The sequence below is a fragment of the Falsiphaeobacter marinintestinus genome (assembly GCF_007923355.1).
GTDB classification, from domain to species: domain Bacteria; phylum Pseudomonadota; class Alphaproteobacteria; order Rhodobacterales; family Rhodobacteraceae; genus Phaeobacter_A; species Phaeobacter_A marinintestinus.
Genome location: NZ_VOGO01000003.1, coordinates 495,480 through 510,850, shown reverse-complemented (window position 1 = coordinate 510,850; position 15,371 = coordinate 495,480). Strand labels below are relative to the sequence as shown.

General features: G+C 56.8%; 13 protein-coding genes. 11 read left to right on the top strand and 2 right to left on the bottom strand.

The genetic code is table 11. The features are described from left to right. Positions 1-57 precede the first annotated feature (57 nt). The 7 genes from lptF to FOY56_RS09620 all read left to right on the top strand — a co-directional run bounded on the left by lptF (position 58) and on the right by FOY56_RS09620 (position 7,066). Positions 58-1,182 carry an LPS export ABC transporter permease LptF gene (gene lptF / locus FOY56_RS09650; protein WP_146345686.1) on the top strand — a complete coding sequence of 375 codons (1,125 nt, stop codon included), beginning with the start codon at positions 58-60 and terminating at the stop codon, positions 1,180-1,182. Positions 1,183-1,423: 241 nt separating this feature from the next. After that, complete coding sequence (locus FOY56_RS09645) at positions 1,424-2,161, top strand: PIG-L deacetylase family protein (RefSeq protein WP_146345620.1); 738 nt, start codon at positions 1,424-1,426, stop codon at positions 2,159-2,161. Between the two features lie 2 nt (positions 2,162-2,163). Beyond that, a complete protein-coding gene (gene ligK, locus FOY56_RS09640) occupies positions 2,164-2,856 on the top strand; it encodes a 4-carboxy-4-hydroxy-2-oxoadipate aldolase/oxaloacetate decarboxylase (protein WP_146345685.1) in 693 nt (230 codons plus the stop codon). A 91-nt stretch (positions 2,857-2,947) separates the two neighbouring features. Then, positions 2,948-4,006: a 4-oxalomesaconate tautomerase gene (locus tag FOY56_RS09635; protein WP_146345619.1), complete on the top strand. Its 1,059-nt coding sequence runs from the start codon at positions 2,948-2,950 to the stop codon at positions 4,004-4,006. A 302-nt stretch (positions 4,007-4,308) separates the two neighbouring features. Then, positions 4,309-5,847, top strand: coding sequence for a CHAD domain-containing protein (locus FOY56_RS09630; protein WP_146345618.1), 1,539 nt, complete (start codon positions 4,309-4,311; stop codon positions 5,845-5,847). Continuing rightward, positions 5,844-6,587 carry a ParA family protein gene (locus FOY56_RS09625; protein WP_146345617.1) on the top strand — a complete coding sequence of 248 codons (744 nt, stop codon included), beginning with the start codon at positions 5,844-5,846 and terminating at the stop codon, positions 6,585-6,587. Before FOY56_RS09630 ends, FOY56_RS09625 begins: the two co-directional genes overlap by 4 nt. A gap of 2 nt (positions 6,588-6,589) precedes the next feature. Further along, a complete protein-coding gene (locus tag FOY56_RS09620) occupies positions 6,590-7,066 on the top strand; it encodes a CYTH domain-containing protein (protein WP_146345616.1) in 477 nt (158 codons plus the stop codon). A 23-nt stretch (positions 7,067-7,089) separates the two neighbouring features. On the opposite strand, the gene FOY56_RS09615 is transcribed toward FOY56_RS09620, so the two are convergent. Then, positions 7,090-8,460, bottom strand: coding sequence for an MmgE/PrpD family protein (locus tag FOY56_RS09615; RefSeq protein ID WP_146345615.1), 1,371 nt, complete (start codon positions 8,458-8,460; stop codon positions 7,090-7,092). A 474-nt stretch (positions 8,461-8,934) separates the two neighbouring features. Here FOY56_RS09615 and FOY56_RS09610 point away from each other — a divergent pair, with 474 nt between their 5' ends. The 3 genes from FOY56_RS09610 (at position 8,935) to FOY56_RS09600 (ending at position 13,071) form a co-directional block, all read left to right on the top strand. Then, positions 8,935-9,903, top strand: a complete 969-nt coding sequence (locus tag FOY56_RS09610; RefSeq protein ID WP_146345614.1) for a TAXI family TRAP transporter solute-binding subunit — start codon at positions 8,935-8,937, stop codon at positions 9,901-9,903. A 121-nt stretch (positions 9,904-10,024) separates the two neighbouring features. Then, positions 10,025-12,634: a TRAP transporter permease gene (locus tag FOY56_RS09605; protein ID WP_146345613.1), complete on the top strand. Its 2,610-nt coding sequence runs from the start codon at positions 10,025-10,027 to the stop codon at positions 12,632-12,634. Continuing rightward, positions 12,631-13,071, top strand: coding sequence for a universal stress protein (locus tag FOY56_RS09600; RefSeq protein WP_146345612.1), 441 nt, complete (start codon positions 12,631-12,633; stop codon positions 13,069-13,071). Before FOY56_RS09605 ends, FOY56_RS09600 begins: the two co-directional genes overlap by 4 nt. Before the next feature lie 124 nt (positions 13,072-13,195). Here FOY56_RS09600 and FOY56_RS09595 read toward each other — a convergent pair whose 3' ends face one another. Further along, positions 13,196-14,302 carry a porin family protein gene (locus tag FOY56_RS09595; RefSeq protein WP_146345611.1) on the bottom strand — a complete coding sequence of 369 codons (1,107 nt, stop codon included), beginning with the start codon at positions 14,300-14,302 and terminating at the stop codon, positions 13,196-13,198. Between the two features lie 256 nt (positions 14,303-14,558). On the opposite strand from FOY56_RS09595, the gene rpsB reads away from it, so the two are divergent. Next, positions 14,559-15,332, top strand: a complete 774-nt coding sequence (gene rpsB, locus FOY56_RS09590; RefSeq protein ID WP_146345610.1) for a 30S ribosomal protein S2 — start codon at positions 14,559-14,561, stop codon at positions 15,330-15,332. The last annotated feature ends 39 nt before the right edge of the window (positions 15,333-15,371 follow it).

Sequence of the window (15,371 nt, the reverse complement as noted above, 5' to 3'; positions counted from 1 at the left end):
CTCCTCCCCCCGGCGATGGCCTATCACGGGGCAGCTTGTTCGGGGATTGGGAAAGCCGTGGCACGTTTTGATCGGTATTTTCTGTGGCAGTTGATGCTGCTCTTTGCCTTTTTCTCGCTGATCCTGGTCGGCGTCTTCTGGATTACGCGCTCGGTCAGTCTGCTGGACAAACTTATTGCGGACGGCCAGTCGGCGATGGTTTTCCTTGAGTTTACAGCGCTTTCTCTTCCGACGTTGATCCGAACGGTCATGCCGATCGCGGTCTTTACGGCAACACTTTATGTCACCAACCGATTGAACCGCGAAAGCGAGCTGACGGCGATGCTGGCAACTGGCTCCAGCCCGTGGCGTCTGGCCCGGGGGGTGATCGTGTTCGGGATATTGACCGGATTGATGATGGCGATCCTGACCAATGTCTTGCGCCCGGCCTCGATCCAGCAACTGGAAATCAGAGAGGCCGAGGTGTCGCGGGACGTTACAGCCCGGCTATTGGAAGAGGGCAATTTCCTGCATCCTGCGGATGGCGTGACGCTGTACATTCGAAAGATCGACCGCGACGGGGCCTTGAATGATGTCTTCCTGTCAGATCGCCGTGATCCTGCGCGGACTATGACCTATACCGGGTCGCGCGCGTTTCTTGTGCGCGATGAAACGAAAGCTAGCCTGATCATGGTGGACGGGTTGGCAGTGCGCCTGGATGTTGCGGGCAACACGCTTTCAACCACCCAGTTTTCGGATTTTTCCTATGACATCACGTCGCTACTGAACAAGGAAAGCGCCAAATCCCGAAACATCAGGGCGATCTCAACGCCCGAACTGCTTTGGCATAGGGATATGGTGCGTGAGGTCGAAGGCTATACCGAAGGCCAGATGATGGATGAACTGCACGAGCGTTTCACCTGGAGCACCATTTGCGTGGCTGTGTCGCTGATCGGGTTTGCAACCCTCATGCTGGGCGGGTTTTCGCGGTTTGGCTTGTGGCCGCAACTGCTTGGGGCATTCCTGTTGCTGATCATGCTCGAGGGAATGCGCGGTGTGTTGTCTCAGATCGTTGTCGACCGCGCCGAGCTTTGGCCCATCCTTTATGCACCAACCGCAATTGGGATCCTTTTGGCCACGGTGTTTCTGAACATCGCGGGCCGCCCGGTCAGTTTGTTGCTGCGCCGTCCGACAGCCGCCTAGAACTCCAATCAACCGCAACAGGCCGTCGCTCTGCAGTGCAGAAAGCGTGTAGTGGGGTAACGATTTTGGCGAAAAGGTATTCAAAAACAATAAGGAATACGGACATATTGACGTCCGAACCTTTCGACAATCCGCGCCTGCTATAGCGATTTCTTATCTCGCTACATCGCAATCGAAATGGTGTTGCAGGAGTACTCTGGTTAAGGGTGGCCTCAGAAGGAACACATCCGGAGACTCTCCCATGTCAGACACGAAGACCGCCCTTGTTATCAGTGCCCACTCTGCAGATTTCGTGTGGCGGGCCGGCGGGGCCATCGCGCTGCATCAGGCCAAGGGATACGACGTCACAGTGGTGTGCCTGTCATACGGCGAACGCGGCGAAAGCGCGAAGCTTTGGAAGCAGGACGGCATGACAATGGAACGGGTCAAAGCCTCGCGCCGGGAAGAGGCTGAAAATGCGGCCTCTGCCTTGGGCGTGAAGGATATTCGGTTCTTCGATGTCGGGGATTACCCGCTGGATTTGGGTCAGGAGACCAAAGAGCGGATGGTCGATGTGATCCGCGAAGTTCAGCCCAAATTCATGATGAGCCATTCGAAATGGGATCCTTATAACACGGATCACATGAACACGACGCAATTTGCATTGGAATGCCGGATGATTGCGCAAGCTTGGGGTCATAATCCGGGGCAAAAGGTTCTTGGGGCGCCGCAGCTGTACCTTTTTGAACCCCACCAGACCGAGCAGATGGAGTGGAAACCTGACGTGTTTTTGGACATCACGGATGTTTGGGACAAGAAATGGGCAGCCATCCAGTGCATGCAGGGGCAGGAGCATCTGTGGCACTTTTATGAAAACGTGGCCGAGAACCGCGGCAATCATTTCCGCCGCAATTCGGGCGGTCAGTCCGGTGGGCGCAATTGCCGGTATGCCGAAGGCTTCCAGTCGGTGTTTCCGCAGACCGTGGACGAGTTGGCATGACCATGCGCTATCAGGCAGGCACAACAGGTGTCGTCGTGCAAAACATCGAGCGCGCCGATCAGACCGTGATTGACGGTCTCGCAGAGTGCGGTGTGGCCACGGTACACGAAGCGCAGGGGCGTCGCGGGCTTTTGGCGGATTACATGACGCCGATCTACTCGGGGGCGCGGGTCGCCGGGTCTGCGGTCACGATCCTTTCGCCCCCCTGCGATAACTGGATGATCCATGTGGCTATCGAGCAGTTGCAGGCGGGTGACATCATGGTGTTAGGCACTTTTACGCCTTCCAATGCCGGCTATTTCGGTGATTTGCTGGCGACATCGGCGATGACGCGCGGGTGCCGGGGGCTGATTATTGATGGCGGTGTGCGGGATGTGCGTGATCTGACAGAAATGGGTTTCCCAGTCTGGTCGAAAGCGGTTCATGCGCAGGGGACAATCAAAGAAACACTTGGGTCGGTCAATGTGCCTGTGGTGTGCGCGGAGGCTTTGATTAACCCTGGCGACGTGGTTGTGGCAGATGATGACGGAGTCTGTGTGGTGCGTCGCGAAGACGCCGCCGACGTTCTGGAAAAGGCGCGAGCCCGTGAAGCGAACGAAGCAGATAAGCGTGCGCGGTTCGAGGCGGGAGAACTGGGCCTCGACATTTATGACATGCGGGATCGACTTGCCGAGAAGGGATTGAAATACGTGTGAAGGGATCGGATCGCGGGGGCGATCCGATCAAGGCGGGGGGCCAGCCCCCCGCACCCCCCGGAGTATTTCCAAAGAGAAGAAAGGGCAGGCGATGGCTGACGGTGTACGCTGCATGTGGATGCGGGGCGGGACGTCGAAAGGTGGGTATTTCCTGGCCTCTGATCTGCCTGAGGATCGGGTCGAGCGGGACAAGGTGTTGCTGAGCCTTATGGGGTCGCCCGATATCCGCCAGATAGACGGCCTGGGCGGCGCCGACCCTTTGACGTCGAAAGTGGCGGTCGTCAACCGGTCGGACCGCGCAGGGGTCGATGTGGAGTACCTGTTTCTGCAGGTCTTTGTGGATCAGCCGATCGTGACAGATGCGCAGAATTGCGGGAACATTCTGGCGGGGGTTGGTCCTTTTGCCGTTGAACGTGGGTTGGTTGAAGCTTGCGACGGGCAAACCCCGGTGACGATTTATATGCAGAACACGGGCCAGGTTGCTCAGGCGACGGTCGAAACACCCGGAAAGCATGTCTCTTATGTGGGGGAGGCCCGCATTGACGGCGTTCCGGGCGGGTCAGCTCCGGTTCCGATTGCATTCCGCGATACTGCAGGATCCAGTTGTGGGGCGCTTTTACCGACAGGCAATGTGATGGATGTGGTCGAGGGGGTCGAGGTTACCATGATCGACAACGGCATGCCCTGCGTTGTGATGCGGGCTGCCGATCTTGGCATCAAAGGAACAGAGGCGCCGGACGTCCTGGAAGCAAACGCAGACCTTCGCACCCGTTTGGAATCGATCCGCTTGGCGTGCGGACCAATGATGAACCTTGGTGATGTGACCGATAAAACGGTGCCAAAGATGACAATGGTCAGCGCCCCTGTATCCGGAGGGGCGATTTCGACGCGTACGTTCATCCCGCACCGATGCCACAAAACGATTGGGGTTCTGGGTGCTGTCAGCGTGGCAACGGCGTGTCTGCTGGAAGGGTCATCGGCTTTCGATCTGGCCAACCGCGGAAGTGGACCCAGCCGGACACTGTCGGTTGAGCATCCGACTGGGGAAATGACGGTGGTGGCGACGCTGGATGAAGCCGGGCAAGTGGTCAGTGCCGCGATCCTGAGGACAGCGCGCAAGCTGATGGACGGCACGGCTTTTCCACGCTGATTTTGCGGGGCATTCTGAGTGGAAGAGTTGATCAATGCCTTCGTCGCGTACGGCCGTGCCATTGTGTGATCTCGCCATGATCAGGCTTGCGCAGATATGGTCCAAGTGACACCCTGACGTCATTCCATTACGAGGCGACGCATGGCCAACTTCAGATATCCGGACGTGATCACATCCCCGAAGGGGGAGTCCCGAACGCAGTACGCATGGACGTTAGGTGCCATCGAAGTTGATACAAGCGTTCGGAGGATCGTCAAAACCCGTTTTAAAGAGTGTCTTAGCGAGGCAAAGAGAACGGATACATGACCCAACCTGAGAGCAAAATGTACGTTCTTTCAAAATCGGCCAGGCCCGATGCGTTCACCGGTTCGCTGGGCAAGTTGACGCTGACCTGTGAGCGTGACGCCGAAGAAGCGACAGAATTCACCCTGCTCGATTGTCACGATCAATCGATCCGGGCATCTGGGAAATTGCTGATTGAAACCGACGGGGCACTGGTCTTGCTGTCGCCAGAGGCCACGCTGTCACAACCGGCCACACGCAAGGGTGATTTCGTCCCTGATCTGATGGACGGGCCTGTAAGATCGGCGTTGTCCGGAACCATTTCGCCTTTGCGGTGTCTGATCAGGGTCGGGACCGGCACGGTCCAGCAAATGCATGTGACGCTTGTCGATGATGAGCAGAAGACACAAGCCCGGGCTGAGGTTCTGTCCTTGACCTCGAAAGGCAAGGGCAAGCCGGTATCGTTCATCACTCTGCGTGGCTTGCGCGGATACGACAAGGCGTTCGCAGCATTCTCGACGCATCTTGAAAAGCTTGGCGGTCAGTCTGACCTGTCGACCGATCCCGTTTATGAGCGGCTTTTTCCCAAGTATGAACGCTATGTCGCCAAACCCGACATCGCCATGACCGGCGATGAAACGGCGTTTCAGGCAGCAAATGATATCATAGCGGCCTATCTGAATGTCGCCAGACGCAACGAAGCGGGGGTGATCGGCGATTTTGATACCGAGTTTCTGCACGATTACCGGGTTGCACTGCGCAAGATCCGGTCGGTGATCAGCCTGTTCAAAGAAGTTTATGGCCCCCAACAGACGGTGGACCTGAAAACCACCTTTTCAGATCTCATGGCGCCCACCGGACGACTTAGGGATCTCGACGTTTATCTTCTGGACCGTGAGACCTATTTCGATTTGGTGCCCGAGGCCTTGCACGGCGGGCTAGAAGTTATGTTTGATATGTTCGCGCAGGAACGGCGCGATGCGTTGGCCAACATCACCTCGCAATTTCGCAGCAAGACTTATGCTGACACGATGAATGGGCTTGGGGATTTGTTTTCGAACCCTGAAAACCTGTCGCGCGGTGCCAATGCGGATCGGCATGCGCACGACTATGCCTGCGGTTTGATCTGGAAACGCTACCGTAAGGTTTGCAAGATCGCGTCGGCCATTGATGATCAGACGGATGACGAAGAGGTGCACGAGCTGCGCATCCACTGCAAGAAGCTGCGCTATCTTATGGAATTCTTTGCACCTTTGTTTCCCGGCAAGGGCGTTAAGGCCGTAATCAAACCGCTTAAGAAATTGCAGGATAATCTTGGCCTGTTCAACGACTACTCGGTACAGCAAGAGTCTTTGCAGGCCTTTCTCGACAATCACGCCACCAAGGGCCGTAAGCAGGATATGGCGATTGCCAGCAGCATCGGCGCGTTGATCGCAGTGCTGCACCAGCGGCAGTTGAATGAGCGTGCCCGCGTCGTGACCAGCTTTGCCGATTTCGACAGCCCAGATGTCCAGAGCCGGTTCCGGTCGCTATTTCATGCTCAGGGAAGTGACAAATGAAGATCATCGCGTGTTACAGCAACAAGGGTGGGGTCGGCAAAACCGCGACATCGGTGAACCTGGCCTATTCGTTTGCCCAGGCCGGGAAACGGACGTTGTTGTGCGACCTTGACCCACAGGGGGCGTCGAGCTTCTATTTTCGCGTCAAACCATCAAAGAAACTGACCGAAGAGAAGTTCTTTGGCGATGTTGAAAAATTCACCAAGGCCATTCGCGAGAGCGATTTTGAGAACCTCGATATCCTGCCTTCGAATATGAGCTTTCGTGATTTCGATGTGTTTCTATCGCGGATGAAAAACAGTCGCTCGCGTCTGAAGAAGGCACTGAAGGCAGTTGGCGGAGATTATGACGTGGTTTTGCTGGATTGCCCGCCCAATATCTCGACCCTGTCCGAGAACGTGTTCAAGGCGGCTGATCACATCGTTGTTCCGGTCATTCCGACGACGTTGTCTGAGCGGACGTTCGACCAGTTGGTGGGTTTTTTCAAGGAGCAGAGGATCCCGAAGAAAAAGCTGGTTCCATTCTTTTCCATGGTTCAGAAGCAAAAATCGCTGCACAACGACACGATGGAGCGGATGCGCAAAGAGTACGGTAAGCTGTTCCTGAAAGCGTCGATCCCATTTTCGACCGATGTCGAAAAGATGGGTGTGCACCGCGCGCCAGTCGGCACATTTGCCCGCGCCCGTTCAGCGACGAAATCTTATGCCGAGTTCTTTGATGAATTGCGGAAACGGACCTGAGCATGCCAGCAGACGGTGTTGAAATTGAAAGAAAGTTTTTGGTTCGGTGTCTTCCGGATTTGGGTGATGCGCGTCGGGCCGTCATTCGCCAGGGGTACCTGACCCAACCGTCGGATTCGGTTGAAATCCGGTTGCGGCAGAAAGACGAGGCCTGTTTTCTGACGCTGAAATCCGATGGCGGCACAGTGCGCGTTGAACGCGAGACCGAGATCAGCCAAGCGCAGTTCGACACGCTTTGGCCGGAAACCGAAGGCCGGCGTGTCGAAAAAGAGCGGTGGACCGGCGAGTTGCCCGGCGATTTGAAGTTTGAGTTGGACTTGTTCAGCGGTGCTTTGGACAGTTTGCGGCTGGTCGAGGTCGAGTTTGAATCTGAATCGACCGCGACGGCGTTCACAGCCCCGGATTGGTTCGGGGCCGATGTTACGCAAGATAAGCGCTTTAAAAACAAGGCTCTGGCCTTGGATGGCATGCCAGATTGATCTGATAACGGAACTTGCGGTCCTTAGGCGCGGCGCAACGCGCCTGCGCCGTCTTCAATCGCATCCAGATTCTGGATTTCACCAATCCAGCGTTCGACTGTCACCGGATCTTCCCTCCCGCCATATGCTGCCAAAGCCATCGCCTTATTGGTGATCTCGTGTAGTGACAGCATGTTGCCGGGATCGCCTTTGGGCGTGTCCACACGCGCATTGAAAGAGGTCCCGTCGTCCATCGTGACCGTTACTTTCCCGATCCAACGCGCCGGATAGGCCGCATCGATTTCGGGGTCCAGCGTCATTGTGACGATCTTGCGATATCGCGCAACGTCAGGGTCGGTCAGGGCAAAACTGTCAAACTCGGTCAGGCCAGCTTTTCCATGCATCGCGAGCAGGCCAAGAACGGTGCCCATCGAAAACTTTGACTGGTGGATCGTAGTGGGGGCCACAACTGGCCCAAGCACGTCAATCGCACCCTGATGCACGTGAGTCTGGACGGACGTGATCCGTTTCGGGTCAAGACCGTTGTCGTGAATAGCCTTCAACAGCGCGTCGGCTGCGGGGTGCGTGTGACGACACGAGGCGTGCCATTTGTAAGACGTCTCAAGCGTCGCCCAACGCTCGCCCAGCCTGTCGTTCAGAAAACTCGGGTCAGAGTCGGTTGACATCGCAGCGCCCATCCCATGAGCCCCATCGAAAATCCTTCGTGCACCGGTGATACCATCGCGGGCCGCATAGGCGGCCAGCAACCCTGACGATGCTGCGGAAGCTGTGTGGATTTGTTTGGAATCCGCACCGTCAACCAGAAACTCCCAAAGTCCTGCAGCTTTGGTCCCTGCGGTGCCCAACGCATGTCGGGTTTGTTCAGCGTCCAAGTTTAACAATCTGGCGGATGCCGCGGCGGCGGCCAGCGTTCCTGCTGTCGCCGTTGTGTGGAAATGCACGTAATGCGAACGTCCCAGAAATTCTCCAACCCTGATCCCGGCCTCATACCCGGCCACGGCTGCAGTCAGCATTTCGGCGCCGGTTGCGCCTTCTTGCTGGGCGATTGCCAGAACAGCCGGAAACACCACCGTTGCCGGATGCAAGACAGATGAGTTGTGCAGGTCATCCTGCTCAACCACATGGCTGGTTGCCGCGTTGATCATCGCCGCAAAAAACCCCGACGTATCCGGCCCGCCGGAATAATCGGTGCAAGATCCTTGGCCAGGGCCCATCCGGGCGGCAAAGCCTTGAAACATATCGGCGGGCCCGGTTCCCGCGCCAGCAAGAGCGGACCCCAACCAGTCAATAAACAACAGCTTGATGCCAGCAACAACGTCTGTCGGTATCTGCGCAAACGTCAATTCCGTCAGAAAGACGCATAAGTCGTCCGTAGGGTCCGGTGATCGTGTCATAATTGTTCTTTCTTAACGGACAAATCACGTGCTCGACTGAGGCAGGAGCAGTCATCGGTATCACGCCAGCCAGCGGCGCTATCCCTGCATTCCAGAGCCAAGGCGTCAAGGTCGGTTCGCCTTGGGATTGAACACGATTGTACAGAAAACGGATATCAACTTTGACGAAACCGGGCGGTGGGATGCAGGACGTGCGTGCATCGTTCACAAGTTAACTCTGTCAATCACATAGTTACGGGGAATATTTTTGGCTGCACGTCAAAAATGAAAGATTCAGCTCGATTGCACCTCAAGGCCAGCCGCCAACGCTTGACAAGTACTCACGGCCATTGAAACCTTCGTCGATATCGGGACCGTCAAGCTCAGGGCAATTCCAGCGTCACCGGAAAACACTTTCCGGTCGGGAGAGGCGCATTGTCGCCGAACCGCATGTCTGCCCCGATCTGAAGAAAACCGACAATTGGGAGAATATGAATGAAACATAAAATCAAGCTGGGCCTCAGCGCCCTGGCAACTGCGGCCTTTATGGCACCTGCGGCTATCGCCGAAGAGTTCATCACAATCGGTACTGGCGGTGTGACCGGTGTGTATTACCCGACAGGCGGCGCTATCTGCCGTTTGGTCAACAAAGGCCGCAAAGAGCATGGCGTGCGGTGTTCGGTCGAATCCACGGGTGGATCGATCTACAACATCAACACAATTCGCGAAGGTGAGCTGGAATTCGGCGTCGCTCAGTCGGACTGGCAGTTCCACGCATACAACGGATCGTCCAAGTTTCAGGACGCTGGCAAGTTCGACAAGCTGCGCGCCGTTTTCTCGATCCACCCCGAACCGTTCACCGTTGTGGCACGTGCTGACGCTGGCGTTACAACGTTTGACGACCTCAAGGGCAAGCGTGTGAACATCGGTAACCCCGGGTCCGGTCAGCGCGGTACCATGGACATCGTCCTGGCGGCCAAGGAAATGTCGTTGAAGGATTTCGAACTGGCGACCGAGTTGAAGGCGGCTGAACAGTCGGCAGCCCTCTGCGACAACCAGATCGATGCGATGGTCTATACCGTTGGTCACCCGTCGGGTTCGATTCAGGAAGCCACCACAGCCTGTGACAGCGTTCTGGTAAATGTCGAAGGTCCGGGCATTGATCGTCTGGTCAACGACAACTCGTTCTACCGCAAGGCAAGAATTGTTGGCGGTACATATCGTGGAAACCCGGAAGACACCCATACCTTTGGTGTTGGTGCCACGCTGGTGAGCTCGTCGGACGTGTCGGATGAGGCGGTATACGTGCTGGTTTCGTCGGTCTTCGAAAACTTCGATGCGTTCAAGAAACTGCACCCTGCGTTTGCCAACCTGACGCCAGAAGAAATGGTCAAGGACGGTCTGTCCGCGCCTCTGCATCCCGGCGCGGCCAAGTATTACAAAGAAAAGGGTTGGATCGAGTAATCCTCTGACCGTTTAACGAAACTCCGGGGCAGGGCGGCTTGCCCCGGAGACTGTGCCGGACAGGCATCAATCAGGCTGCATCCCCAAAATAAAATCCGTAGCCAACAGGGAGAATTTCAACATGGCCTCTGATCCAGAGGGCAATCGCCCTTTATCTGAACAGGAACTACAGGACCTCGTCGCATCGTCCGATGCGGGTGCGCGTGATCCGGCCGGTGCGGTCGGGGTATTCCTTGCCATCGTCGCGGTGACCTGGTCCGTGTTCCAAGTCATTCTGGCGTCGCCGATATCCAATGTGATCCTGCCTGGCAGTATCGTTAACAATTCGCGCCAGATTCATCTGGCCTTTGGCCTGTTTCTGGCCTTCGCCGCGTATCCGGCGCTGAAATCAAGCCCGCGCGACCGTATTCCGGTACAAGACTGGATTATGGCTGTCGTGGCCGCTGCCATCGCGATGTATGGCTATTTTTTCTATGACAAGGTGGTGAATTCCGGCGGTCTGGCTGACGAGACGGACATGTGGTTCGCGCTGGTCGGCCTGCTGCTGCTGTTTGAAGCCGCACGTCGCGCCCTTGGGCCCGCGATGGCGATCATTGCCACGATCTTCCTGATGTATGTGTTCTTTGGATCTTCCGAATGGGTGCCCGAAGTCATCCGTTGGAAAGGCGCCAGCCTGAAAAAGGCGATGAGCCATATGTGGATCACCTCGGAAGGGGTCTTTGGCATCGCGCTTGGCGTGTCGACCAAGTTCGTCTTCCTGTTCGTTCTGTTCGGTGCGCTTTTAGACAAAGCGGGTGCAGGGAATTATTTCATCAAGATGGCGTTTGGTGCGCTTGGTCACCTGCGCGGTGGCCCGGCCAAGGCAGCCGTTGTTGGTTCAGCTGCGACCGGCCTGATCTCGGGTTCGTCCATCGCCAACGTGGTAACAACCGGTACTTTCACAATTCCCTTGATGAAGCGCGTGGGCTTTTCCAGCGAACAGGCGGGCTCGGTCGAGGTTGCTAGTTCGGTGAACGGTCAGATTATGCCGCCCGTGATGGGCGCAGCAGCCTTCCTGATGGTGGAATACGTCGGCATTTCCTATGTCGAGGTCATCACCCATGCCTTCCTGCCGGCGGCGATTTCTTACATCGCACTGGTTTATATCGTGCATCTGGAAGCCGTGAAACGGAACATGCCGACATTGGGCAACCGGGTCGTGTCGATGGGCAAGACCATCGGCGGCATGGCGGCCTTCTTCGTCGGTTTCGCGGCGCTGTGTTACGGTGTCCAATACCCGGTCAAAGCGATCGTGGCGATGATGCCCGGAGCGTCCGGACTGGCCCTCAGCTTGTTGGTGGTCGCGACCTATGTTGTTCTGCTGTTTGTCGCGTCGAAAACCGACGACCTTGTCCCGGATGATCCAAACGCGAAGGAGGTCGAACTTCCGGTTGTGGGCGAGATCTATAAGGCGGGTCTTTATTACCTGCTGCCGATCATCGTGCTGGTCTATTTCCTGATGATCGAACAGAAATCACCGGGTCTCTCCGCCTTCTGGGCAACCTCGCTTCTGTTCGTGATCCTGTTAACCCAGAAACCGCTCAAAGCGATGTTCCGGGGTCAGACCAACATGATCGACACGGGCATGGATGGTGTGCGTGACCTGTGGCAGGGGCTGATCGACGGTGCGCGCAACATGATCGGGATTGCACTGGCCACGGCCACTGCGGGCGTGATCGTGGGCACGGTGACGTTGACCGGTGTGGGGCAGGTGATGGCCGATCTGGTCGAATTCCTGTCTGGTGGCAACCTGATCCTGATGCTGGTGATGGTGGGTCTGCTCAGCCTTGTGCTGGGCATGGGCCTGCCGACTACCGCGAACTACATCGTTGTCAGTTCGCTGATGGCGGGCGTGGTTGTCGAACTTGGCGCGCAATCGGGTCTGATTGTGCCGCTGATCGCCGTGCACCTGTTCGTGTTCTACTTCGGGATCATGGCCGATGTTACACCACCTGTGGGGCTTGCCAGCTTTGCGGCTGCGGCTGTGTCAGGGGGCGATGCGATCCGAACCGGGTTCATCGCGTTCTTCTACAGCCTGCGGACCGTGGCGCTGCCGTTCGTGTTTATCTTCAACACCGATCTGCTTTTGATCGATGTGACGTGGACGCAAGGGATACTGGTCGCAATATCAGCAACAATTGCCATCCTGATCTTCACTGCCGGAACCATGGGATACTGGCTGACCCGGTCACGGTTCTACGAAAGCATCCTGCTGATCTTCGTGGCCTTCGCCTTGTTCCGTCCGGATTACTTCATGAACAAACTGCAGCCTCCGTTTGAGGACATTGCGCCGACCGAACTGGTGCAGGCCCTTGATACGGCTCCTGAAGGCGAAGAACTGCGGATCATTGTGAGTGGCCCGGATTTCGACACCGGCGAAACCGTGGAAACCACGCTTCTGTTGTCGGTCGGTTCCGAACCAACAGGGCAAGAGCGCGCCGATGCCTTTGGTCTGATGCTGATAGAAGAGGACGGTATCATGAAGCTGGACGAGCCGATGTTTGGCACCCCGGTTGCAGATGATATGGACGGGTTTGACTTCTACGCTGACGATCCGGTGCAGATTACCGAAGTGAAGGCTCCGGCAAGTCAAATGCCCAAAGAGCTGATCTTCATTCCCGCGCTTCTGCTTCTTGGCTTGATCGCCATGATGCAGCGGGCCCGGATTGGCAAAGAGGAGGAGATGGCATGACCCGCTCTGTTCTATGTGCAATTGACCTGAGCAACGGAGACGCCGACAGCCGGGTTCTGCGTCAGGCCGCAAAACTTGCGGACCTTGACGGTGCGCAGTTGGATGTTGTGACCGTACTGCCCGATTTCGGCGATGCCTGGGTGTCGACCTTTTTCGAACCCCACCACCACGAAAAGGCCGAAGCCGAGACGCGCAAGCAGTTGGAAGCGATGTGTGTGGCAACGCTGGGCGAAGACCGCAATGCATCGATCCGGCATGTGATCGCCACCGGTGCGGCCTATCGCGAAATCCTGAAAACGGCGAAGGCCGCCGACACGGATCTGATCGTGATCGGTGCGCATACGCCGGACCTGAAGGATTATCTGCTTGGCCCCAACGCCGCGCGGGTCATTCGGCACTCTGAATGCTCGGTCTACGTCGTTCGCGGCGAAAACTAGTGGCGGCCCCGGCTTGGTTTTCCAAACCAAGTGTGGGCACAAAAAAAAGACAAAGCGGCCGCTCCGAAACCAATCGGGGCGGCTGCCACTTTTGGGCAATTGGCGTGCTTGCAGCAACCTCCGTTCAAAACTTCCAGCGGGCGCCGATCTGAATGCCTTGGGTGTCGAGGTAAGTGACAGGAGTCAGATCAGAATACCTAAACTCCCGAAACCCCGCATAAACCTGCAGACCGAGATCATCGAAGTCCTGCAACAGGGCCACGCCCCACATCTGAGATTCGGACCCCGCCGAGCCATAATCTGACCCAGTGAAGTATTCCAAGGCTATCTTTGTGTCGCCGACACTCCAGAAGGCGTGGTTCCAGCCCGCGCGAAGATAAACATAGTTGGGTTGCGTCCCCTTGGCGTCTTGCCCTGCAGCGACCGTTAAGTTCAGACCAGTTTCCTTGTCCAGCAGTCCAATTGACCCAACGGTCACACGGTCGACTGACGCGGATGATTTCGCCCATCCGCTGCCGATTGCGCCTGTAACCTTGAGCCGCCCGAAGTCGTTTTTGTATCGCAGGGCCGCATCATAATATGTGTTATCGTCACCCGATTTGAGAACTTCGATGCCGTAGGCCAACGACAATGAGAACCCTGCAACCGATTGCGTATCAAACCGGGCTCGCAGGCGCCGGTCGCCGTCAAAGCTGTCGAACGTATCGCCAATGTCCAGGCTGGTGAGCGCACCTGTAGTGTCACGCAGGATATAGGAGCCGTAGCCTTCTGAGATGTTGGACTTGGCCACATTATTGTAGCCGCCCAGATCGACTTCGGCGGCGGAATCAAGCGGCATACTGCCCTGACCTAGGCGCAGCGTGCCAAAGCGAGACGCATGAATCAGCTGCACCTGCCGAAGGTTGCCCTTGGTCCAGTCCCAAGCCGGTGGAGTATTGGTCTGGCTGACTTTGTCTGACGGACGAAAGCCCAGGCTGGATTCAAACTGGAACGAAAACCCGAGATCCGATTTTGATGGTCGAATGAAAAAGCCAAACCGGCTGATACTGGGCGAGGGGTCGACGATAGTGTCGGTTTGTTGCCGCCCGTCGTCAAAGGACTGATAGGCGCCGTGCAGATGACCATACGGGGCAAAGACATAGTTGTCGCCAATGGCCACGTCTTTCAGATCCGCCGTTGCCCCCTGCGCCCAAACAGTTGCGCTGACGCTTAAAATGATGCCAAGTCGCACGCGATTGCCTTCCTGCTCCGTCTCGGGTTCAAGGTGTCACTCGCGTTGAGCGCTTGTCTAGCAAAAGAAACGGGCCTTGGGCTTTGGTCTTTTTAAGTTGGCTCTTGCGCATCTCGTGGTGTTCCTATAGTTGGCCGCTCATTCAAACCCGCAGGCGGGGTTTGGGCCTTTTCGGGGGAGACATCCCCGATCAGACCGCCGGTTGGAGCATCCGCTCTGAACCCCCGCCAAGGCGCAAACCGGAAAGGAATACGACATGGCTCTTCCCGAGTTCACAATGCGACAGCTTTTGGAAGCTGGCGTTCACTTCGGTCACCAGACACAGCGCTGGAACCCACGCATGGCGCCTTATATCTATGGCGCGCGTAACGGCATCCACATCATGGATCTGACCCAAACTGTTCCAATGCTGGATCAGGCTTTGGAAATCGTCCGCGACACCGTCGCGAAGGGCGGCCGGGTTCTGTTTGTCGGGACCAAGCGTCAGGCAGCTCAGCCGATCGCCGATGCAGCCGAAAAGTCGGCTCAGTACTATATGAACCACCGCTGGCTGGGGGGCACGCTGACCAACTGGAAAACCGTGTCGCAGTCGATCAATCGTCTGAAGCAAATCGACGAAGCCATGGAAAACGGCGCCGACGGCCTGACCAAGAAAGAGCGTCTGGGCATGGAACGTGACCAGGGCAAGCTGCAGGCTTCGCTGGGCGGTATCCGCGAAATGGGTGGCACGCCTGACCTGCTGTTCGTCATCGACGTCAAAAAAGAATCGCTGGCGATTGCCGAAGCCAACAAACTGGGCATCCCGGTTGTCGCGATCGTCGACACTAACTGTTCGCCCGATGGTGTTGATTTCATCATTCCTGGCAACGATGATGCCGCGCGCGCAATTTCGCTGTACTGCGATCTGGCAGCCCGTGCCGCTCTTGACGGCATGACCGCTCAACTGGGCGAAGCTGGCGTTGATCTGGGCGAAATGGAAGAAGCACCGGTCGAAGAAGTCGTTGCAGCAGAGACCCCGGCCGAGGCCTGATCGTCTGTCATGCAATTGACAACTGGGGCGGGCTAAGAC